Source organism: Pseudomonas kitaguniensis (genome assembly GCF_009296165.1).
In the GTDB taxonomy this organism is placed as follows: Bacteria; Pseudomonadota; Gammaproteobacteria; order Pseudomonadales; family Pseudomonadaceae; genus Aquipseudomonas; species Aquipseudomonas kitaguniensis.
On sequence record NZ_VUAZ01000008.1, the window covers coordinates 1 to 20,818 of the forward strand.

Here is a 20,818-nt window from a genome sequence, read left to right on the forward strand (position 1 = left end):
CATCGTGGTTTAACGGGGCGCCTTAGATCAAGATCAGAAGCAAGAGCACGGCGACCTGAGTGGTTGGATCAAACGCGCTTTTTGTGGGAGCGGGCTTGCTCGCGATGGCATCAATCCGGTATGCCTGATGGTCCGAGGTGCCTGCATCGCGAGAGTGCCACATCAAAGATCCAGCTGGGCCGCCCACAGGGTGACCTTGCGTACGAGTGGATTAAGCGTTACCCGCCAGTTTCAGGCGCGCAGCCTGGGTAAAGTCGAGCATCCGCTTAAGCGGCCGAACAGCCTGCGGTATCACCGACGGCTCTACAAAAATCTCGTTACTGCCCTCACGCAAACATTGCAGCGTGCGCTCCAGCGTATTCATCGCCATCCACGGGCAGTGCGCGCAACTACGGCAGGCCGCGCCGTTACCGGCGGTAGGCGCTTCGACGAACACCTTATCCGGGCACAACTGCTGCATTTTGTAAAAAATGCCACGGTCAGTCGCCACAATAAATGTCTTGTTCGGCAAGCGTTGCGCGGCCGCAATCAATTGACTGGTTGACCCCACGGCGTCCGCCAATTCAATCACCGCCGTCGGCGACTCCGGGTGCACCAGAATCGCCGCGTCCGGGTACAGCGCCTTCATGTCCTCAAGCTGCTTGGATTTGAACTCCTCGTGAACGATGCACGCACCGTCCCACAGCAACATATCCGCACCGGTCTGGCGCTGAATGTAGGTGCCCAGGTGCTTGTCCGGCCCCCAGATAATGGTCTCGCCGTTGTCCATCAGGCTTTCGACGATTTCCAGTGCGCAACTGGAGGTCACCACCCAATCGGCACGGGCTTTGACCGCCGCCGACGTGTTGGCATACACCACCACCGTGCGCTCGGGATGCTGATCGCAGAACGCCGAAAACTCTTCCACCGGGCAGCCGAGGTCCAGCGAGCAAGTGGCTTCAAGGGTCGGCATCAAGATGCGTTTTTCGGGGGTGAGGATTTTGGCGGTCTCACCCATGAAACGCACGCCGGCAACCAATACGGTCTTGGCCGGGTGCGCAGCGCCGAAGCGCGCCATTTCCAGGGAGTCAGAAACACAGCCACCGGTTTCTTCGGCCAGGGCCTGAATGACCGGGTCGCAATAGAAGTGAGCGACCAACACCGCATCTTGAGCGACAAGCTCAGCGGCGATGGCGGCACGCAGGCTCGCCTCTTCATCGGCGCTGAGGGCCTTGGGCTGCTTGGCGTCGAGGTGGGCTTGAACCAGAAGGCGTTCGGAAATTTGCGTCATGTTCGCAAGACCTGCAGGCGCAGTTGCGCGAAAGTCGAGTGTACCACCGGCTCTGGAGCCTTTCGGGCGCCGCCGGACGAAGTGATTGTGTTCATCAAGCACGGTTCAGATGAAGCTGCGCAAGGCTACAGAATATCGATTGGATTCAAAAGCCTAATCTGGCACGAAGACAGGTCTGTCGGGTGTTCGAGCCCGCATCCCTATCACCTGCTTATCCGCATCAAACAAAATCGAGTAGCTTAAGAAGGGTAAATACCCGGAGTTAATAAAAGGCTCGTCACCCTCCGGCGTTGATCTAAAAGACACCACCGCAGGATCGTAGCGCACTGTTTCCTTTGCCTCGTTGGGCAGACTTGTTGCAGCGGCAAACTTGAATACGACGGTGTGATCACTGCTATCTGAATCGGAAAATGCCAGCCTTACCTTAGCGCCCGCAGCGAGTACAGGTTGATCAACATACTGCGAAAACACAAAAAAATGAGGGTCACCGCTGTCTACAATCGTTGGCAAGCAAAGGCTCTGAGGCACGCCCAGACTTTCCAGACACGCCATAACGGTTCCATTTTTATCCAATTTCATCCGTGTGAAATCGTTTAACTGGCTTACCGGTGGGTCAAGCACCAGTGCGCCAGGCTCGCTCGGTGAGCGTGGCAGTTGCACGATCCAACGTTTAATACCTGCGGCTTTCAACGGGTTGGGCACCCACAGGTCGGTGCGGGTAAACAGGCGTATGCCCATGATGGCGCCAAATGCCGGGTCACTGCGGCCGTCAATGCCTTGTGCGAAAGGGGCTGAGGGGTCCAGTTTCGCGACAGAGCAATCCGGCACCCGCGTGTTGCAACGCAGCGTTTCAACCACGTGGACGGGAAGTGTTCCAAGTTCAAGCCCACCCAAATTGACGCGTTCATTTGAAATATGGCCGTGTAATTCACTGCCACTCTCAAAGCTGTAAATAACCGCTCTGCCAGGCTGAGTTTTTCGCGGAACTACCGCAGCAATAGCCCGAAGCCCGATGGAGCCGGTGTCGAGGATGACATTGGTTTCCGGGCCGTCACCGATCCGCAATCGCACGTAGTAAAAAAGATTTCCCGCCACCACCTTGGACATCACTGGAATCGACACACCTGACGTGGGCGCGGCATCAGCCGTTGCTCCAGCGCTGCCGCAGGCGAGATTTGCACCGCTCAAAAGCAGCGCCAGGGTAGAAAATTTTTTCAGCAGCCGATGACGCCCGGTTGTGAACACGCGGGCCATAAGCACCTTCGCAAGCAGATAAATCATGTTGAGAGCGCCGTGAGAGTGAGTGAGGTTTAAGGCTTTCAAGTATGCCCTGAGCGCACTCAGCCCTCAAAACACGCCGTCAGGCGTCACGCGTAATGACCCGCCGATGACAGTCTGCCGGGGTCAGCTCTTTGCCCGCTCTGGACCGCACAGTGATGGTTTCAACTGGCTCCGACAATTCGTTGTCGAGCAAAATTGAATAATCCTCGCCTTCGTTGAACAGAAACTGTTGTCCCCACTGACGCATGCTGACGACGATAGGAAACACCGCGCGCCCCATGGGGCTCAGCACATATTCCTTATAAGCGCTGCCATCAGACGCCGGCTGGATTTCGAACACGCCCAGCTCGACCAGCAATTTGAGCTTCACCGCAAGAATGTTTTTAGCAAGACCAAGACGTTTCTGGAACTCACTGAATCGGCGCACATCGTCGAATGCGTCGCGAATAATCATCAAAACCCATCGGTCACCGATCGCTTCAAGCGTTCGAGCTACCGGGCACTCGCTTTGCGCGAGCAGGTGTTGCCTGGCCATAATTTTCCAAGGTGCGGGAGAGGATCAAAATGTTAGGTGAAAGTAGTTGCCTATAACAACCTGATTTGCTAAAAATCAGCTGACTGGTTTCTTTTCGAAACCAAATCAAGGATGGAGTGATGCCGTACCCGTCGCCTGCACCGGTAAAAATGGAGGTAGCACCCGAAAAGGCTGCCGATGGATACGCCGAATCTTCTGTAACGATTGCGCCCTCCACGCTCAGTCGTTACCAAACACTGCTCTTCGCAGTGACCTGTGCGATGGCGGTAGCAAACGTCTATTTTGCACAGCCTTTGTTAGAGTCCATGGCTGCCAGCCTATCAGTTTCGCCCGCAACCATCGGCATCGTCGTCACAGCCACACAGGCCGGGTATGCGCTGGGGTTGCTGTTCATTGTGCCGCTGGGCGACTTGCTGAACCGCAAAAAACTTATGCTTACGCAAATGCTTCTGTCGGCGTTGGCGTTGTGCGCGGTAGGGCTGGCTCAGGATTGGGGCAGGCTGCTCGGCGCGATGATGCTGGTGGGCTTAATGGCCGTAGTAGTCCAAGTGGTGGTCGCCTATGCTGCCACCCTGGCGAGCCCCGAACAGCGCGGCGAAGCGGTCGGCACAATCACCAGCGGGGTCGTGCTGGGCATTCTGCTTGCGCGCTCCGTCTCGGGGGCGGTAGCCGACCTGGCAGGCTGGCGCGGTGTTTATTTCATGTCGGCGGCTTTGATGATCGGCATGGCCCTGGTGCTGTTTCGCACCTTGCCCGCCGCCACAGTACCTCCCGCTAAAGGCAGTTACTGGCAGTTGCTGCGGTCAGTGTTTCAACTGTTTCTGACTGAGCGCGCGTTGCGTGTCAGGGGTACGTTCGCCCTGCTCATCTTTGCTGCGTTCAGCATATTGTGGACATCAATGGTACTGCCGCTCAGCGCGCCGCCGCATTCACTGTCACCTACCCAGACCGGGCTTTTCGGTCTGGCCGGCGTGGCAGGTGCGCTAGCCGCAGCACGGGCCGGGCGACTCGCCGACCAAGGGCTAGGCAACCGAACCACCGGCGTGGCGTTGGTGCTGCTGACCTTATCCTGGCTGCCCACCGCGTTTGTCGAAAGCTCATTACTCGCGATGATCGCGGGCGTCGTGTTGCTGGACTTTGCCGTGCAAGCGGTGCATGTCACCAATCAGAGCCTGATTTTTGCCGCACGGCCCGACGCTCAGAGCCGCCTGTTAGGCGCTTATATGTGTTTCTACTCCGTGGGCAGCGGGCTCGGTGCGATTGCGGCTACTTATACTTACGCGCACTTTGGTTGGGTGGCGGTTTGCACAGTGGGGGCGTCGTTCAGTGCAGTCGCGCTGCTGTACTGGGCCTATTTGCAGCGCACGCTTGAATAACGCCCCGAAAGGTTAGCTGCATGCTCACGGTCGCTTTATACAGCGACGTACCCCACCCTCCTCCATCAAGGCAACTGAACAATGAAACCACTGCACGTAGTGTTGGCTGTGCTGATAACAGCCATCTGGGGCGTCAATTTCTCGGTGATCAAACTGGGACTGGCCACCGTCGATCCGTTGATTCTGGCGGGCATCCGTTTCAGCCTGTGTGCGTTACCGGCGATATTTTTCATCCGCAAACCGGATGTAGCGTGGCGCTTCATCATCGGCTACGGGCTGGTATTCGGCATCGGCCTGTGGGGGCTGGTGAATCTGGGCATCAAGGCCGGTTTGTCGGCAGGCATCGCTTCGCTGGTCCTGCAATTCAGCGCATTTTTCACGATGCTGCTCGGCAGTTGGTTGTTTAAGGAAGCGCTGACTCGCTTTCAAGTGCTGGGCATGTTGATCGCGCTCGCCGGGCTCTTGTGCATCATCAAGATCAGCGATGGTTCAGTGAGTGTCTATGGCGTAATGCTGGTGCTGGTGGGCGCGGCTTCGTGGAGCGTGGCCAATATCATTAACAAAAAGGCCAGCACCAAGGATGTCTTTGGGTTTTTGGTCTGGTCCAGCGCGTTCGCGCCCATCCCGCTATTTGCCCTCGACTATGCGGTAAACGGCAGCGCTGGCTATCGCGCATTCATCCATCAGGTGGACGCGACCTCCGTGATGTCGATCATGTTTCAGGTTTACCCCAACACCCTGTTCGCCTACTGGGTCTGGAACTCGCTGCTCAAAACCTACCCGGTTTCGACGGTTGCACCGCTCTCGTTGCTGGTGCCGATCTTCGGCGTACTCGGTTCGGTCGTGGTGTTCAACGAAAGCGTACCGGTGAGCAAAGTGCTGTCGGTGGGGCTGATTGTGCTGGGCTTGGCTGTCGGCCTTTATGGGCAGCGTATTTTCAGTGCTGTGTTCGCGCGCGTTGCACGCACTTCACTGTAAATAACAGGCAAAAAAAAACCCGGAAATCCTCACTTGCGTGGGCCTTCCGGATTTTCTAAACCGCCAAAAATGGTGGGTCGTGTGGGATTCGAACCTACGACCAATTGGTTAAAAGCCAACTGCTCTACCAACTGAGCTAACGACCCGCTGTGTTGTGGCGCGTATAATACTGATTTCTAAGGATTATTCAACACCTTATTTGAAATAAATCAGAAATAACGCGTTATCTGGGTAATTCCGCCCGTTTGGAGCAGTGCTGTCAGCGCCCTGGCTCGTCATTCCACAGGTATTTGTGCAATTGCAATTGCAGGCGTACCGGCAGGTTGTCCGCCACCACCCAGTCCGCCAGGTCACGGGCGTTGAGGTCGTGATGGCTCGGAGAGAACAGCACCTCGCCGGCGCGACGGTCGAGGCCGTACTGGATCAGCTTGGAGGCCGCCCAGTCATAGTCATCGCGCGAACAGATCACGAACTTGACCTGATCGTTGGCCGTCAGCAGGTCGATGTTCTCGTAGAGGTTGCGGTGCGCTTCCTTGGAGCCCGGCGTCTTGAGGTCGACGACTCGGCTCACACGCGTGTCGACCGCAGAGATGTCCAGCGCGCCGCTGGTCTCCAGCGAGACCTCGTAACCGGCGTCACACAGGCGCTTGAGCAATGGAATGGCATTGGGCTGGGCCAATGGCTCACCGCCAGTCACACAGACGTAGCGCGGCCGGTAACCCGCCACCTGCTCGAGGATGTCATCGAGGGTGCGCACGGTGCCGCCGCTGAAAGCGTAGGCGCTGTCGCAGTACTGGCAACGCAACGGGCAGCCCGTCAGCCGTACAAATACGGTAGGCAGGCCAGCGGTTCGCGTTTCACCCTGCAACGAGTAAAAAACTTCGGTAATGCGTAATGTGTCTTGCATAGTCGCCACGGGCGTAACAGCTAAACAGGCTGTCCGCCTCCGTCAGGCACTTCAAGAAATCCCGCCAACGCGTAGACCCCAAGAAGCGTGTTTCATAAAAGGGCGTGGATTCTAACGAAAAAACCCGCGACAGGCGCGGGTTTCTTCCAAACGTGATAGCAGCGCTTACAAGCGTTGCAGATCACGCTGCGCCAACTGAGCGGCAGACGTACCCGGATATTGGGCAACCACCTGCTGCAGAATGCCTTTGACCTTGTCGGTATGACCCAGGCGGCGTTCTACATCAGCCAGTTTATACAGCGAATCGGGCACTTTAGCGTGCTTGGGGTACAACTGGCTGACCTTGGCAAACGCCTGGCCTGCACCTTGTAAATCACCCTTGGCCAAGTTGACCTCGCCCAACCAATACTGGGCATTGCCCGCGTATTGGCTGTTCGGGTATTTGCGCAGGAATGCGGTAAAAGCCTGGCTGGCTTTATCGAAATCCTTGGCTTTGATCAGGTCGAACGCTGCATCGTAATACAGCTTTTCTTTGGCCGGATCACCCGGTTCACTGCTGGCGGCTGGCGCTTGGCTGGCAGCCGCGGCTCCAGCAGCACCGGCTGCTGCACCACCGATAGCTGCACTTGGCGCGCCACCGGCAGAAGAATTATCAGGAGTTGCGGCAGGTGTAACGCCGGCTCCAATGCGTCGATCAAGGTCCTGGTATCGCTCCAGGCCTTCTTGCTTCAGCTGGTTCACCTGGTTTTGCAAAACCTCAATGGTGCCTTGTTGCTGCGCCAATTGATCCTGCATGCGTTGCAGCTGGTTGAACAGTTCGCCCTGTGCCGAGGGGGCGGCCGTAGCCGGCCCCCCAGCATAGGCGCCGTTCGTGCCATAACCTGCTGGCGGATAACTGCTCCCGCTATTGTTATAGCCTGAGTTGCTATCCGACACAGGAACCGCAGCCCACACCGCAAGCGGTGTGAGGCTGAGAGCCAATACAGTTAGAGCACGACGGCACGTTCGCATGACGAATTACTTACGCAGTTCGACGCGACGGTTTTGAGCCCAGGACTGCTCGTCGTGGCAGTAGCAACTGGACGCTCTTTACCGTAGGAAACCAGTTCCAGTTGGCCTGGAGCAACACCTTGCAGTACCAGGTAGCGCTGAACGGCTTTCGCACGACGCTCGCCCAGTGCCATGTTGTACTCACGAGTACCACGTTCGTCGGTGTTACCTTCCAGAACAACGCGAGCGCCGTTAGCTTTCAGGTCTTTCGCGTGAACGTCCAGAGCGCGCATGGCTTCTGGTTTCAGGTCCGAACTGTCGTATTCGAAGTAGAAAGTGGTGATAGCGCGCAGAGCAGCTTCTTCGCTCAGGGAGCCGTCAACCGCACCAGTGTTAGCGCCGTAACCAGCGTTTGGATCAACAGCTGCGCCTTCACCGGCATTGTCGCCGCCTTTAGACGAGCAACCAACGGCTACGGACAAAGCCAGAGCCAGAGCAGCAAACTTACCAAACTTCAGCATTTCCATCGTGAAACTCCTAATGAACCCCAGTGTGTTAAGTACTTCTTTTTGTAGCGCCGCGTCAGTTCAGGTAAGGGGACCAGGACGGTTCTCTGACTTCGCCTTGTGCGGTAGGAAGCGGGAGCCTTACGCGTCCATTAATGGACACGAGCATCAAGACTCCCCGGCCCTGCTGGCGGGTGGCGTAGATTACCATGGTGCCGTTGGGCGCAACAGTAGCTGACTCATCAAGGTTGGTATCTGTAAGGATTTTTACTGTTCCACGCTGCAAATCCTGGGCCGCAACCCGGAAATTAGTGAAACCATCCTGACGGTGAATCATCACCAACGTCTTTTCATCAGCCGAAAGTTTAGGGTTGGCGTTGTAGTTACCGATAAAGGTCACGCGTTCCGCACCCCCACCGCCAACGCTGGTTTTATAAATTTGTGGCTTGCCGCCGCGGTCGGAGGTGAAGTAGATGGTCGAACCATCCTTGCCCCAGAACGGTTCAGTGTTGATGCCCGGGCCGCTGGTGACACGGCTGATCTGGCGCGAAGCCATGTTCATCACGTAAATATCCGGGTTGCCGTCTTTGGACAGCACGAACGCCAAACGCGAACCATCCGGCGACCAGGCAGGCGCACCGTTAAGGCCTTCGAAGTTGGTGATCTGCTCACGACGGCCGGTGTCGATGTGCTGCACGAAGATACGTGGGCGGCGCTGTTCAAACGACACGTAGGCAATACGCTTGCCGTCCGGCGCAAAACGCGGCGACAGGATAGGCTCACGCGATTGCAGCAACGTCACTGCCCGCGCACCGTCGTAGTCCGAACGCTGCAATGTGTAACGCGTGTTGTCTACGGAGAAACGCTCAGCAGTTACATAAAGCAGACGCGTCGAGAAAGCACCTTTGATACCGGTGAGTTTTTCAAACGACTGGTCCGAGATGTAGTGCGCCATGTCCCGCAGTTGTTCGGCAGTGCCCGATACGCTGCCGGTCAAAACCTGCTGCTCGGTGGCCACGTTGAACAACGTGTACTGGATTTGCAGGCGACCGCCGGCCGGCGTGATGTTGCCGACCATCAGGTACTGGGCGCCGACGGCTTTCCAGTCACGGAACACAACTTCGCTGGCCTGGTTTGGCTGGCTGATCATGTTGCCTTTTGGAATCGGCGCGTAGTAACCGGAGTTGCGCAGGTCGTCGCTGACGATCTGGGCCATGTCGTCCGGCAGCACGCTGCCGCCCTGCCAGCCGAACGGTACTACGGCGATCGGGGTGGCCCGATCGCTACCGCTGGTGACCAGGATGTTCTTTTCATCCGCCGCCGCTATCCCTGCCATACAGCAAATAACGACAAGCATTCCTCGAAGAAGGTTTCTCACAAGGCTAGATCCTCAGGTGTGAATGTCATCTTGAATGAACGATAGGGAGCGAAGTCACTTGGTTTCATTCCCTGCATCTCGGTCAACCGGCCAATGTTCTTGACCGCGGCAACCGCCGAACTGTCGAACGAACCGTCACCACTGGACTTGGCCACGCTGACCGAAGTCACCGTACCGTCCGGCAACATGCCGATCTGCAGCACTACTGTCATGCCTTTACGTGCCGAAGGTGGACGTGTCCAACCCTCTGCTGCGCGTGCCCGAATCAGATCGTCAAAACTGCCCGCGACTTCATCACCACGTTCATCGGCCAAGGCTTGCTGACGCTGCGGCGTGTCGGAAAGCAAATCTGCCAAGGCCTGGGCCTTTTTCTCTTCGGCGGATTTACGCGCTGCTTCCTGGGCCTTTTTCTTGGTGGCGTCGGCGGCAGCTTTCTTCTTCGCGTCGTCGGCGATTTTCTTCTTCGCCTCGTCTGCTTCAGCTTTTTTCTTGGCGTCTTCGGCGGCTTTTTTCTTCGCGTCTTCGACTATCTTTTTCTTGGCGTCTTCAGCGGCCTTTTTCTTGGCCTCTTCTTCGGCAGCTTTTTTGGCTTCTTCTTCAGATTTCTTCTTGGCTATATCAGCCAGTTGTTTCTCTTCGGCTTTTTTAGCTTCGGCGGCTTTGTCGGCTTTCTTGGCTTCATCAGCCTTTTTCGCCTCGTCCGCTTTCTTCGCTTCGTCAGCCTTTTTCGATTCCTCGGCCTTTTGAGCCGCCTCTTCTTTCTTTTGTTCCGCAGCAGCCTTTACCGCTTCCTGCTCGACCTTCTTCTGTTCCATCTGCTCGACTTCAGTCTGGCGCGCAGCCGACTTCTGGGCTTCACCCGCAATCTTCTGATTGGTTTGGGTGGTGGCCTGACTTTTCGATTTCAGCTGATACAGGGTCGCCTGCACGATCGGCTTGGCTGGCGGCAGGTCCGGGGTCATGGCAAAGCTGACAAACAGCATGCCAAATACCAGGACGTGCAGGGCAATTGCCCAGACGCTAGGCCAGAAGAAGCTTTCCGAGGCGGACGGCTCTCGCTGTTGCTGCATCAGGGCGCCTCGGTAATCAAGCCAACGTTACCCACGCCGGCCTTTTGCAGCCCGCCCATGGCGCCCATGACGGAGCCATAGTCGACCACTTTGTCGCCGCGAATGAACACTTGGGTGTGCTTGCCGCCTTCGTTGCCGGACCGGATGATCTTGGTCACGGCATCGGTCATCTGCGGCAAGGTCATGGCCTTGTCCTGCTGTTTCTGAGTGTCGACTTCGCTGCCAAGGTTCCAGTAATAGGTCTTGTCAGCCTTGATCGAAATGGTCAGGACCTGAGTGTTGTTGTCTTGCGGCAAGGCTTCGCTGGAAACCTTGGGCAGATCAACTTTCACGCCCTGATTGAGCATCGGCGCGGTCACCATGAAGATCACCAGCAGCACCAGCATCACGTCGATGTAAGGCACTACGTTCATCTCGGCGACCGGCTTGCGCTTTTTGCGAGCTCGAGCGATTAAAGCCATTGGGAATTACCTGCTTATTCTTCGCTGGTGTGCACTTTACGGTGCAGGATCGCCTGGAATTCTTCGGCGAAGGTGTAGTAACGGCTGATCAAGGTTTCGCCACGTGCGGCAAAACGGTTGTAGGCAATTACTGCGGGGATAGCGGCAAACAGACCGATTGCGGTAGCGATCAGGGCTTCGGCAATACCCGGGGCCACAGTGGCCAGGGTCGCTTGCTGAGCCTGAGCCAGACCGCGGAACGAGTTCATGATGCCCCACACCGTACCGAACAGGCCGATGTACGGGCTCACGGAACCGACGGTGGCGAGGAACGGCAGGCTCTGCTCGAGTTTCTCTTCTTCGCGCGAAATGGCAACACGCATGGCACGGGCCACGCCTTCCATGACGGCTTCCGGGTCAACGCCCGGTTGTTGGCGCAAGCGCGAGAATTCCTTGAAGCCGGCACGGAAGATTTGCTCCACACCCGAATCCGGGTCCGGGTTGCTGCCGGCCTGACGGTACAGTTTGGACAGGTCGATACCCGACCAGAAGCGCTCCTCGAAGCTCTCCAGGGCGCGTCGACCGGCACGCAGCAAATTACTGCGCTGAAAAATCATGACCCAAGAGGTAACCGATGCGGCTACCAGGATCAGCATCACCAGTTGAACCACAACACTGGCATTGCTGACCAGGCTCCACATGGAGGAATGGTCGACGACGGTAGGTTCCACGCTAAATCTCCTGCTTTGATTGTTTACCCGCGCCGCTTACGCCGGCGAAGGCCGCACGTAGAGCTTCGGGAATGGCCCGGGGTTTCAAACTATTGGTGCGCACACAAGCCACCAGGAACTGCCCCTCACAGAGCAGCGTTGCATCCGTTGCCCGCCTGACTTGCTGTTTAAAGCGCAGGCTGACACGGTTCAATTCGATTACTTCTGCGCTGACCAGCAGCTCATCGTCCAGCCGCGCCGCGCGTGGTAACGCGCCTCGCTGGAATGCACGACAAACAACAGGTCCTCCCCCGCAAGCTGGGATTGGGCAAAGCCCAGTTCCCGTAGCCGCTCGGTGCGAGCCCGCTCCATGAACTTGAGGTAGTTAACGTAGTACACAATGCCGCCCGCATCGGTGTCCTCGTAATAAACGCGACAGCGATGTGCGAACGACTGATCCCCGTTTTGCGCGCGCATACTTTAGTGCTTACTCCTCAGGTTGCCAATCCGGCGAGGCAACTGTTTTTTCATTCTGCTTGTGATCATGCAGAACATTCCTAATCACTGAATGACGCCGCCAGCCACTAGGACAGCACAAACTTCAGATAAATCGACTGGCGTGACCTTTTAATCGTCCACTGCATCGAGGAATTCGTCTACCACGGGCATCTCGCCCAATCGTGACGGAATGTTTAACCCGAAGTGCAAGTAAGCGTGCCGCGTCACCACTCGGCCCCTTGGCGTGCGCATGATGAAGCCCTGCTGGATCAAATACGGCTCCAACACATCCTCAATCGTGTGGCGCTCCTCACTGATCGCCGCCGCCAGGCTGTCGACGCCCACCGGGCCGCCGTCGAACTTCTCGATCATGGTCAAGAGCAGGCGTCGGTCTTGGTGATCAAAGCCGTGTTCGTCCACATCCAACAGGTTCAGGGCCAGGTCTGCCACGGCCTTGGTGATGTGCCCCTTGGCCCGCACCTCGGCAAAGTCGCGCACCCTGCGCAGCAACCGGTTGGCGATACGCGGGGTACCACGCGCCCGGCGCGCGATTTCAAAGGCGCCTTCCGGGTCCAGCGGCAAGCCGAGAATGCTCGCCGAACGGCTGACGATGGTCGCAAGGTCTGCAGTGCTATAGAACTCAAGACGTTGAACAATGCCGAAACGGTCGCGCAACGGGTTGGTCAGCATGCCCGCACGCGTGGTTGCGCCCACCAGGGTGAAGGGCGGCAAGTCGAGCTTGATGGAGCGCGCCGCCGGACCTTCGCCGATCATGATGTCGAGCTGAAAGTCTTCCATGGCCGGGTACAGCACTTCTTCGACGATCGGCGACAACCGGTGGATCTCGTCGATAAACAGCACATCGTGCGGCTCAAGGTTGGTCAGCAACGCTGCCAGGTCACCCGGACGCTCAAGCACCGGGCCGGAGGTGGACTTGATCGACACCCCCATTTCCTGGGCAATGATGTTGGCCAGGGTGGTTTTACCCAAGCCGGGCGGGCCAAAGATCAGCGTGTGGTCGAGCGATTCACTGCGCCCGCGCGCGGCCTGGATAAACAACTCCATTTGCTCGCGCACGGTGGGCTGGCCGATGTAGTCGGCAAGGCTCAGCGGGCGAATGGCGCGGTCCTGGACTTCTTCACGGTCGCGCGGGCCGGTGGCCGCGATCAGACGATCAGCTTCAATCACTTAAATCATTCCCTTCAGGGCCCGGCGGATCATGTCTTCGCTGCTCAGGTTCTTGTCCTTGATGGCCGACACCGCTTTGCTGGCTTCGGCAGGCTTGTAGCCAAGTGAAATCAACGCACTGACGGCATCGTTTTCGGCGCTGGCGACCTGTGCAGCCGGCATATCCGGCTGGTTGGGCACCAGCGCAAACATGTTCGGCACGACTTCCCATGCCTTGAAACGGTCCTTGAGTTCGACCAGCAAGCGCTCGGCGGTTTTTTTGCCGACACCCGGTACTTTGGTCAGCGCCGAAGTGTCCTGAGCCGAAACAGCCCGTACCAATTCATCCACTTCCAGGCTCGACATCAGCGCCAGCGCAAGCTTGGGGCCAACGCCGTTCAGACGAATCAGCTCACGAAAAAAGTCGCGGTCACGTTTGCCAATGAAACCATAGAGCAATTGCGCGTCTTCACGCACCACCAGATGGGTGTGCAGGGTCAGCGGCTCGCCGACCGACGGCAGGCGATACAAGGTGGTCATGGGCACTTCCAGCTCATACCCCAACCCGTTCACATCCAGAATCAGGTACGGCGGCTGTTTCTCAGCCAGGGTGCCGCGCAAGCGTCCAATCACGGTTCAAATCCTTAAAGCTTGAGGGTCAGCTCAAGGGCTGACCGGGAAACACGATTGCGCTGATGCTATCAGAGACGCAGCCGCCCGCCACGACTGCGTGCGGTGCCCAGGCCGTGCGGTAGCAAGCTGGAGCGGGTGTGCGCATGGCAAATGGCGATAGCCAGGGCGTCGGAGGCGTCGATTTGCGGCTTTGACGTCAGCTTGAGCATGTGCATGACCATCATCTGCACCTGTTCCTTGTTGGCCGCACCGGTGCCGACCACGGCTTGCTTGACCTGGGTGGCGGTGTATTCGGCGATTTCCATGCCTTCTTCGGCACCGGCCACAATGGCGGCGCCACGCGCCTGGCCGAGCTTCAACGCGGAGTCGGCATTTTTGGCCATGAAGACTTTTTCAATGCCCATGGTGACCGGCCCGTAGGTCTGGATCACTTCACGCACACCGCGATAGACGATTTGCAGGCGCTCGGCCAACTCGCCCGCGCCGGTACGGATGCAGCCCGAAGCCACGTAAACGCAGCCGCGCGGGGTGTGTTGCACCACGCCAAAACCGGTAATGCGCGAACCGGGGTCGATACCAAGGATTAAAGTCATAACGCCTGCGGAGTGGGGTTAACACATTTTTTGACACAGCGATCTACAGCATTCTTCAGACCAGCTGTGCTGCAACTTCTTCCGGGATGTCGGCGTTCGAATAAACGTTCTGCACATCATCCAGGTCTTCGAGCATGTCGAGCATCTTCAGCACTTTTTGCGCGCCGTCCAGGTCCAGCTCGGCGCTGGTGGTCGGCAACATCACGATTTCCGCGTCAGTGCCTTTGAAACCGGCGGCTTCCAGCGCGTTACGCACGGCGTAAAAACCCGCGAACGAGGTGAACACGTCGATAGAACCGTCATCGTTGGTTACCACGTCGTCGGCGTCCGCCTCCATCGCGGCTTCGATCAGCGCATCTTCATCCACGCCCGGCGCGAAAGCTATTTGCCCCTTGCGTTCGAACAGGTAGGCCACCGAGCCGTCGGTGCCCAGGTTGCCGCCGCACTTGCTGAACGCGTGGCGCACCGCCGCTGCGGTGCGGTTGCGGTTGTCGGTCATGCACTCGACCATCACCGCCACGCCGCCCGGGCCGTAGCCTTCATAGCTGAGTTCGACCATGTCGTCGGTATCGGCAGCGCCAGCACCACGGGCCACAGCGCGGTCGATGATGTCGCGGCTCATGTTCGCGCCCAAGGCCTTGTCCAGCGCCAGGCGCAGACGCGGGTTGGAGCCCGGGTCACCGCCGCCCTGGCGAGCAGCGACGGTCAGCTCGCGAATCCACTTGGTGAAGATCTTGCCTTTCTTGGCATCCTGACGCTCTTTGCGGTGCTTGATGTTCGCCCACTTGGAATGGCCAGCCATAACACAACTCCGAAATTCTGTAGAAACCTTATCAATCCCGCCGGGCGGGATATGCCTCGTGTAACGCAAAGGCGCATCCGAAGATGCGCCTTTTTAGACCGCGTAAACCTCAGTGCGCTTTCACGCAGCAGCCTTACTCAGCCTTGGGTGTCTCGCGCAGACGGATGTGCAGTTCGCGCAGCGCCTTGGCATCCACCACGCCCGGAGCCTGGGTCATTACGTCCGCAGCACTTTGGGTTTTCGGGAAGGCAATCACTTCACGAATAGACTGCGCGCCGGTCATCAGCATCACCAGACGGTCGAGGCCGAACGCCAGGCCACCGTGCGGCGGCGCGCCGTATTTGAGGGCGTCGAGCAGGAAGCCGAACTTCTCTTGCTGTTCCGCTTCGTTGATGCCCAGCAGACGGAACACCGACTGTTGCATCTCTTTGCGGTGGATACGGATCGAACCGCCACCCAGCTCGGTACCGTTCAACACCATGTCGTAGGCACGCGACAGAGCGCCGGCCGGGTTGGCTTCAAGCTCCTGCGGCGTGCACTTTGGCGCGGTGAACGGGTGGTGCAAGGCGCTGAAGCTGCCGTCGTCGTTCTCTTCGAACATCGGGAAGTCAACGACCCACATCGGTGCCCACTTGCAGGTCAGCAGGTCGAGGTCGTGGCCCAGCTTGATGCGCAGTGCACCCAACGCTTCGCTGACAATTTTAGCTTTGTCGGCGCCGAAGAACACGATGTCGCCGTCAACCGCACCCACGCGGTCCAGAATCGCGTTCAGGTTGTCCAGCGGGATGTTTTTCACGATCGGCGATTGCAGACCTTCAACACCGTTGGCGCGCTCGTTGACCTTGATGTACGCCAGGCCCTTGGCACCGTAGATGCCAACGAACTTGGTGTAATCGTCGATCTGCTTGCGCGGCATGCTCGCGCCGCCAGGCACGCGCAGGGCGGCGATGCGGCATTTAGGGTCGTTGGCCGGGCCGCTGAACACCTTGAAATCAACTGCTTTGAGTTGGTCGGCCACGTCCACCAGTTCCAGCGGGTTACGCAGGTCTGGCTTGTCGGAACCGTAGCGGCGCATGGCTTCTTCGAAGGTCATGTGCGGGAATTCGCCGAACTCAAGGTCCAGCACTTCCTTGAACAGGTTGCGGATCATTTGTTCGGTCAGGCCCATGATCTCTTTTTCATCGAGGAAGCTGGTCTCGATGTCGATCTGGGTGAATTCGGGCTGGCGGTCAGCACGCAAGTCTTCGTCACGGAAGCACTTGGCGATCTGGTAGTAACGGTCGAAGCCGGCCACCATCAGCAGTTGCTTGAACAGTTGCGGCGATTGCGGCAGGGCAAAGAAGCTGCCGGCGTGCGTACGGCTTGGCACCAGGTAGTCACGCGCGCCTTCCGGGGTCGCCCGGGTGAGGATCGGCGTTTCGACATCGAGGAAGCCGTTCTCGTCGAGGAAGCGGCGGATGCTGGTGGTCATGCGCGAACGCAGGCGCAGCTTCTCGGCCATTTCCGGGCGACGCAGATCCAGGAAGCGGTAGCGCAGGCGGGTTTCTTCGCCAACGTCGGAATATTCGTTGAGTGGGAACGGCGGCGTTTCCGATTCGTTCAGCACTTCCAGCTCGTAGCCCAGTACTTCGATGCCGCCGGAGGCCATGTTCGCGTTCACGGCACCGGCCGGACGCAAGCGAACCTTGCCGGTGATTTTAACGACATACTCGCTGCGCACGCGGTCGGCGGCGGCGAAGCTTTCGGCGCGGTCCGGGTCGAACACCACTTGGGCCAGACCATCACGATCACGGATATCGAGGAAGATCACCCCGCCGTGGTCGCGGCGACGGTGAACCCATCCGCAAAGAGTGATTTCCTGACCTTCCAGGGTCTCGTTCAGTTGGCCGCAATAATGGCTGCGCATCATGGTAGTGGTTTCACTTCTCGTAATTCGAAATTCGATGGAGGCTTGCCTCGTCACCGTACTGTTAAGCAGGGGACGGATAATGCAGGAGCCTGCGCGTAGAGTTCAACTCAGTCTGCTTTGTCGCCGCCCGCCAGATTCTTTTTGGCGCCGGTCTTGAAATCGGTCTCGTACCAGCCGCTGCCGCTCAGGCGGAAGCCCGGCATGGACAACATCTTCTTCAGCTCAGGCGCCTGGCAGGCAGGGCAATCGACCAGCGGCGCTGCGCTGATCTTCTGAATGGCTTCCAACTGATGACCACAGGAAGCGCATTGATAGTCGTACATGGGCATGGAGATGTCTCGGCGATCGGATCGTAACTACGCCGCGCGCCCTGTGGATAAAGCCCGGCTTGCGCAGCAAAGCGCGAGATTATATCTGGTAAATCGACACAGCGCAGCCGGCTTTCTGCCCGAACACCGGCCCGCGATAACCGCGGGCCGGCTGCGAGCGCCGGGTTAATCCGGGCTCATGGTTGCCACGCGACCGTTTAATACGTGGACGACACACACCACCCTGACCAGCCCGCTGAAGTTCTTCACCCCTCCGTAACGCAAATGCACTTCCCGATCGACGTATGACAGCAACGCACTGACTGTGCAGGCATTGATCCTGGCTATCTCCGTGAGGATATTCCAATAGATCTGCTCCAGACGCAGGCAGGTGGAAAACCCGTTGAGCCTGACCGACCGGGACAATGGCTTGGCCAGTCCCATATCGAACCCTTTGGTGAAGGGGTCGACCTTTATCTTATGAAAACCACAGGTTTCCATTACTCCATTACCCACTGTGCGCGACATACAGCTGACACTCCATTGCCAAACAACAGCCCATGGGTTTCTCCCATTGGACAGTGGCTCTATAAAACAGCAGGACGCGAGGGGCAGCCAGAAGACGCGGAGTTGATAGTCGTAGGACAACGCCAGGAAATGCGCGGAAACAAGCAAGCAGCGCCAGAAAGGCGCCACTCGCTGTTTTTTTTGGAGCGGGGGGCTTACTGGTTTTCGAGCAGCGAACGCAGCATCCAGGCGGTTTTCTCGTGAACCTGCATGCGCTGGGTCAGCAGGTCGCAGTCGGCTCATCGCTGACTTTATCGAGCAACGGGAAAATGCCGCGCGCGGTACGCGTCACTGCTTCCTGGCCTGCGACCAACTGCTTGATCATCTCTTCGGCGCTGGGCACGCCCTCTTCTTCCTTGATCGAAGACAGACGCGCGTAGATCGAATAGGCGCCCGGCGCAGGAAAGCCGAGGGCACGAATACGTTCGGCAATGGAGTCCACCGCCAGCGCCAGTTCGTTGTACTGCTCTTCGAACATCAAGTGCAGCGTACGAAACATCGGGCCAGTCACGTTCCAATGGAAGTTGTGGGTCTTCAAATACAGTACATAGGTATCAGACAGCAGCCGTGAAAGTCCGTCGACGATGGATTTACGATCTTCTTCACTGATACCGATATCGATTGCCATGTTTTTTCCCTTCAATTGACGAGGATTCATTGATCCGTTGCGGCACCACTCTAGCAAGGGCACCACTCTAGCAAGAGTGCAGGCTGTGTGCAGCCCGACACACGCGGCGGCGTGCGGCAAATCGCCGCTCTCTACACCGCGACTGCCGGTTACAGCCAAGCCTGTGCACAGGCTAGAGAGATTCTCAAAATACCGCGCAAAAAGCACGCACCGGTCTAGGACACGTATTTGACGCAGAAATGCGGTCGATGTCGCAACACCCCGAAATGCTTGATTTGAGTAGGCACAGCCTTTGCTGTTAAATAGACGGCGTGTGCTTGCCGTTTATTTCTGCGGCAGTCACATAGGCTGATACCCGCGCACGTGCCCAACGCCTCCCATTGTTCAGAAGCGAACCGTGCCAGTCAGCTCTTCCTTGTGATCCTTCTTAACGTGAGTTAATCAAAATGTTGAAAATCGTCCACCTGCTAACGGGCGTTGCAGCGTTGCTGCTGTCCTTTATACCGAGCTTGCAACAGGGAAGCCCTCCCTACCTGGAACAACACGACGCTCTGTACCTGGCCTTGTTCGGCCTTCTTAACCTGACGCTGGCACCGGTGATCCCTTACTGGAACAAAGGCACGCGTCATCAACTGCAAAACCTGGTCAGCGCGCTGCTGGTGCTGACCGTTGTCGTTCAAACCCTCACCCTCCTCGCACCTATGCCTGAAGTGGGCGGCCACCCGGCCATCCTGCTCAGCCTGGTGATTGCTGTGGTCGCCATCGCTCTTCACCTGGCCATCAGCTTCTACCGCTCGTCGCCTGCGGCCGCGTCGCAAAGCTACGATATGACCAACCGGGATACCGGGACCGTCAAGTGGTTCAACACCTCCAAAGGCTTCGGCTTTATCTCCCGCGATTCGGGCGACGATATTTTCGTCCACTTCCGGGCCATCCGCGGCGAAGGCCATCGTGTTCTGGTGGAAGGCCAGCGCGTGGAGTTCTCGGTGATGAATCGCGATAAAGGCCTGCAAGCCGAAGACGTAATCGCTGCCCTGCCGCGCCGCTGACCCTAGCGTTCGCAGCAAAAAAAACCGCGATCCAGCACTGCTGGGTCGCGGTTTTTTTATTGCCTGGCGATTAACCAGCGGCGGTTTACACGCACGGCTTAGTAATGCGGCGGCGGCGCTTCTTCTTCGGATGACTCGAACTGGCCACCCATTTCTTCCTGGCGCTTGAGCAGCGCGGTCATCTGCAACTGCAGGCGTTCAACCGCACGCTGCTGGGTAACCAGGATGTCATTCAGGGTTTCGATGGTGTCGTCCTGAAACGCCAGGCGGCTTTCCAGGTCGGTGACGCGGTCTTGCAGATCCATGGTTCAGTCCTGAGTAAAGATGAAGTTGGCTGGCAAAAACGCGCGCAGCCTTGCGCGAATCGCCGCCACTTGCTCTTCGGTATACGGCTGCGCCGGATGTTTGCCCCAAACCGGTGCCGGCCAAGCAGCGTCATCGCGTTTGCGCACGATCACATGCACGTGCAACTGGCTGACAACGTTGCCCAACGCGCCAATGTTCATCTTGTCGGCAGCCCACGCTTCGTTCAGCCACTGCGCCAGGGCGGTGGTTTCTTGCCACAGCGTCTGTTGGTCTGCGCCATCGAGCTGAAACACTTCGCTGATAGCGTCTTTGCGCGGCACCAGGATAAACCACGGGTAATTGGAATCGTTGGACAGCAACAGGCGGCAGAGCGGGAAGTCGCCAATGGCCAGTGTGTCTTGTTGCAGGCGTTGATCTAAGGCGAACACGCGGGCACTCCGTTCTGCAGGTCAATTTCAGGCGCCCAGCATACCTTCGAATGCTCAAGGCTTCACGGTGAATGCGGGTGCCTTGAGGCAGCCGAATAAAAAACCTGCACCTTTAAGTGGCAGGCGAATACTTGGGCTACGCTGGAATGGGCCTCGACGGGTTGCACCAAAATGACCCACCTGTGCTTCAAAGGCGCCCGCGATTACCCGGCAATGGTGTGAACCGGTAACGTTTTTGCTGGGTGCAGGCTGCGTGTACCGCTGGTCAGGTGCAATGCGGCTGCCTGGCGCTCAAACCAAACGGCGTAAAAAGCCCGTGGTTATGTGGTTTTTACACTGCCGTCACGTTTTTCACGAAAAAATGACATTCGCTGACCGGTTTGGGCGCGCTTGTTGCATTAGTACCCGTATCGTCGGCAACGGCACCCGCTTGGACGCAGGTGCTTCGCGATCAGCACCACTAGCGTTTAAGTGCCTGCAGAGGAAGTT

At 57.9% G+C, this 20,818-nt stretch carries 21 protein-coding genes, 1 tRNA gene and 3 pseudogenes; 3 read left to right on the forward strand and 22 right to left on the reverse strand.

The window, feature by feature from the left end:
- Positions 1–211: 211 nt before the first annotated feature.
- The 3 genes from nadA to F0169_RS01850 form a co-directional block, all read right to left on the reverse strand.
- Positions 212–1,270 carry a quinolinate synthase NadA gene (gene nadA, locus F0169_RS01840; protein ID WP_099239961.1) on the reverse strand — a complete coding sequence of 353 codons (1,059 nt, stop codon included), beginning with the start codon at positions 1,268–1,270 and terminating at the stop codon, positions 212–214.
- A gap of 153 nt (positions 1,271–1,423) precedes the next feature.
- Positions 1,424–2,551 (reverse strand): hypothetical protein, encoded by a 1,128-nt coding sequence (locus F0169_RS01845; protein ID WP_152745286.1) that lies wholly within the window; start codon positions 2,549–2,551, stop codon positions 1,424–1,426.
- 79 nt (positions 2,552–2,630) lie between these two features.
- Complete coding sequence (locus F0169_RS01850; RefSeq protein ID WP_099239957.1) at positions 2,631–3,086, reverse strand: winged helix-turn-helix transcriptional regulator; 456 nt, start codon at positions 3,084–3,086, stop codon at positions 2,631–2,633.
- 119 nt (positions 3,087–3,205) lie between these two features.
- Here F0169_RS01850 and F0169_RS01855 point away from each other — a divergent pair, with 119 nt between their 5' ends.
- Both F0169_RS01855 and F0169_RS01860 read left to right on the forward strand, forming a co-directional pair.
- A complete protein-coding gene (locus tag F0169_RS01855) occupies positions 3,206–4,462 on the forward strand; it encodes an MFS transporter (protein WP_152745287.1) in 1,257 nt (418 codons plus the stop codon).
- Positions 4,463–4,543: 81 nt separating this feature from the next.
- Positions 4,544–5,440, forward strand: coding sequence for an EamA family transporter (locus F0169_RS01860; RefSeq protein WP_152745288.1), 897 nt, complete (start codon positions 4,544–4,546; stop codon positions 5,438–5,440).
- A gap of 70 nt (positions 5,441–5,510) precedes the next feature.
- Here the strand turns inward: F0169_RS01860 and F0169_RS01865 are convergent.
- From F0169_RS01865 to F0169_RS01945, 17 genes and pseudogenes are all read right to left on the reverse strand, one after another.
- A tRNA-Lys gene (locus tag F0169_RS01865) sits at positions 5,511–5,586 on the reverse strand.
- 113 nt (positions 5,587–5,699) lie between these two features.
- Positions 5,700–6,347, reverse strand: coding sequence for a 7-carboxy-7-deazaguanine synthase QueE (gene queE / locus F0169_RS01870; RefSeq protein WP_152745289.1), 648 nt, complete (start codon positions 6,345–6,347; stop codon positions 5,700–5,702).
- A gap of 165 nt (positions 6,348–6,512) precedes the next feature.
- A complete protein-coding gene (gene ybgF, locus F0169_RS01875) occupies positions 6,513–7,358 on the reverse strand; it encodes a tol-pal system protein YbgF (RefSeq protein WP_058412477.1) in 846 nt (281 codons plus the stop codon).
- A gap of 6 nt (positions 7,359–7,364) precedes the next feature.
- Positions 7,365–7,864, reverse strand: a pseudogene (gene pal / locus F0169_RS01880) (peptidoglycan-associated lipoprotein Pal).
- Positions 7,865–7,919: 55 nt separating this feature from the next.
- The gene (gene tolB / locus F0169_RS01885; RefSeq protein WP_152745290.1) at positions 7,920–9,200 is read right to left on the reverse strand and encodes a Tol-Pal system beta propeller repeat protein TolB; all 1,281 of its coding nucleotides are present in this window, start codon (positions 9,198–9,200) and stop codon (positions 7,920–7,922) included.
- 17 nt (positions 9,201–9,217) lie between these two features.
- Positions 9,218–10,291, reverse strand: coding sequence for a cell envelope integrity protein TolA (tolA, locus tag F0169_RS01890; protein ID WP_058412479.1), 1,074 nt, complete (start codon positions 10,289–10,291; stop codon positions 9,218–9,220).
- Positions 10,291–10,743, reverse strand: a complete 453-nt coding sequence (gene tolR / locus F0169_RS01895; protein ID WP_161630238.1) for a protein TolR — start codon at positions 10,741–10,743, stop codon at positions 10,291–10,293. The genes tolA and tolR overlap by 1 nt, the downstream gene beginning before the upstream one ends.
- Positions 10,744–10,766: 23 nt before the next feature.
- Positions 10,767–11,462 (reverse strand): protein TolQ, encoded by a 696-nt coding sequence (tolQ, locus tag F0169_RS01900; protein WP_058412480.1) that lies wholly within the window; start codon positions 11,460–11,462, stop codon positions 10,767–10,769.
- Between the two features lies 1 nt (position 11,463).
- Positions 11,464–11,918, reverse strand: a pseudogene (ybgC, locus tag F0169_RS01905) (tol-pal system-associated acyl-CoA thioesterase).
- Positions 11,919–12,068: 150 nt separating this feature from the next.
- Positions 12,069–13,127, reverse strand: coding sequence for a Holliday junction branch migration DNA helicase RuvB (gene ruvB, locus F0169_RS01910; RefSeq protein ID WP_058412482.1), 1,059 nt, complete (start codon positions 13,125–13,127; stop codon positions 12,069–12,071).
- Positions 13,128–13,739, reverse strand: a complete 612-nt coding sequence (gene ruvA / locus F0169_RS01915) for a Holliday junction branch migration protein RuvA (RefSeq protein WP_172979299.1) — start codon at positions 13,737–13,739, stop codon at positions 13,128–13,130. It abuts the gene before it with no gap.
- Between the two features lie 68 nt (positions 13,740–13,807).
- Positions 13,808–14,332 carry a crossover junction endodeoxyribonuclease RuvC gene (ruvC, locus tag F0169_RS01920; protein ID WP_024077147.1) on the reverse strand — a complete coding sequence of 175 codons (525 nt, stop codon included), beginning with the start codon at positions 14,330–14,332 and terminating at the stop codon, positions 13,808–13,810.
- Between the two features lie 55 nt (positions 14,333–14,387).
- Entirely contained in the window at positions 14,388–15,134 is a 747-nt protein-coding gene (locus F0169_RS01925) for a YebC/PmpR family DNA-binding transcriptional regulator (RefSeq protein WP_058412484.1), read from the reverse strand.
- 133 nt (positions 15,135–15,267) lie between these two features.
- Positions 15,268–17,043: an aspartate--tRNA ligase gene (gene aspS, locus F0169_RS01930; RefSeq protein ID WP_058412485.1), complete on the reverse strand. Its 1,776-nt coding sequence runs from the start codon at positions 17,041–17,043 to the stop codon at positions 15,268–15,270.
- A 107-nt stretch (positions 17,044–17,150) separates the two neighbouring features.
- Positions 17,151–17,372 (reverse strand): FmdB family zinc ribbon protein, encoded by a 222-nt coding sequence (locus tag F0169_RS01935; RefSeq protein ID WP_003193872.1) that lies wholly within the window; start codon positions 17,370–17,372, stop codon positions 17,151–17,153.
- Between the two features lie 165 nt (positions 17,373–17,537).
- Positions 17,538–17,879 (reverse strand): ribbon-helix-helix domain-containing protein, encoded by a 342-nt coding sequence (locus F0169_RS01940; RefSeq protein ID WP_058412486.1) that lies wholly within the window; start codon positions 17,877–17,879, stop codon positions 17,538–17,540.
- 194 nt (positions 17,880–18,073) lie between these two features.
- Positions 18,074–18,546: pseudogene (locus tag F0169_RS01945) on the reverse strand (Dps family protein).
- Positions 18,547–18,992: 446 nt separating this feature from the next.
- On the opposite strand from F0169_RS01945, the gene F0169_RS28025 reads away from it, so the two are divergent.
- Entirely contained in the window at positions 18,993–19,595 is a 603-nt protein-coding gene (locus tag F0169_RS28025; RefSeq protein ID WP_058412487.1) for a cold-shock protein, read from the forward strand.
- 98 nt (positions 19,596–19,693) lie between these two features.
- On the opposite strand, the gene F0169_RS01955 is transcribed toward F0169_RS28025, so the two are convergent.
- Both F0169_RS01955 and F0169_RS01960 read right to left on the reverse strand, forming a co-directional pair.
- The gene (locus tag F0169_RS01955; protein ID WP_017847119.1) at positions 19,694–19,900 is read right to left on the reverse strand and encodes a SlyX family protein; all 207 of its coding nucleotides are present in this window, start codon (positions 19,898–19,900) and stop codon (positions 19,694–19,696) included.
- A gap of 3 nt (positions 19,901–19,903) precedes the next feature.
- The gene (locus F0169_RS01960; protein WP_172979300.1) at positions 19,904–20,329 is read right to left on the reverse strand and encodes an HIT domain-containing protein; all 426 of its coding nucleotides are present in this window, start codon (positions 20,327–20,329) and stop codon (positions 19,904–19,906) included.
- Positions 20,330–20,818 lie beyond the last annotated feature (489 nt).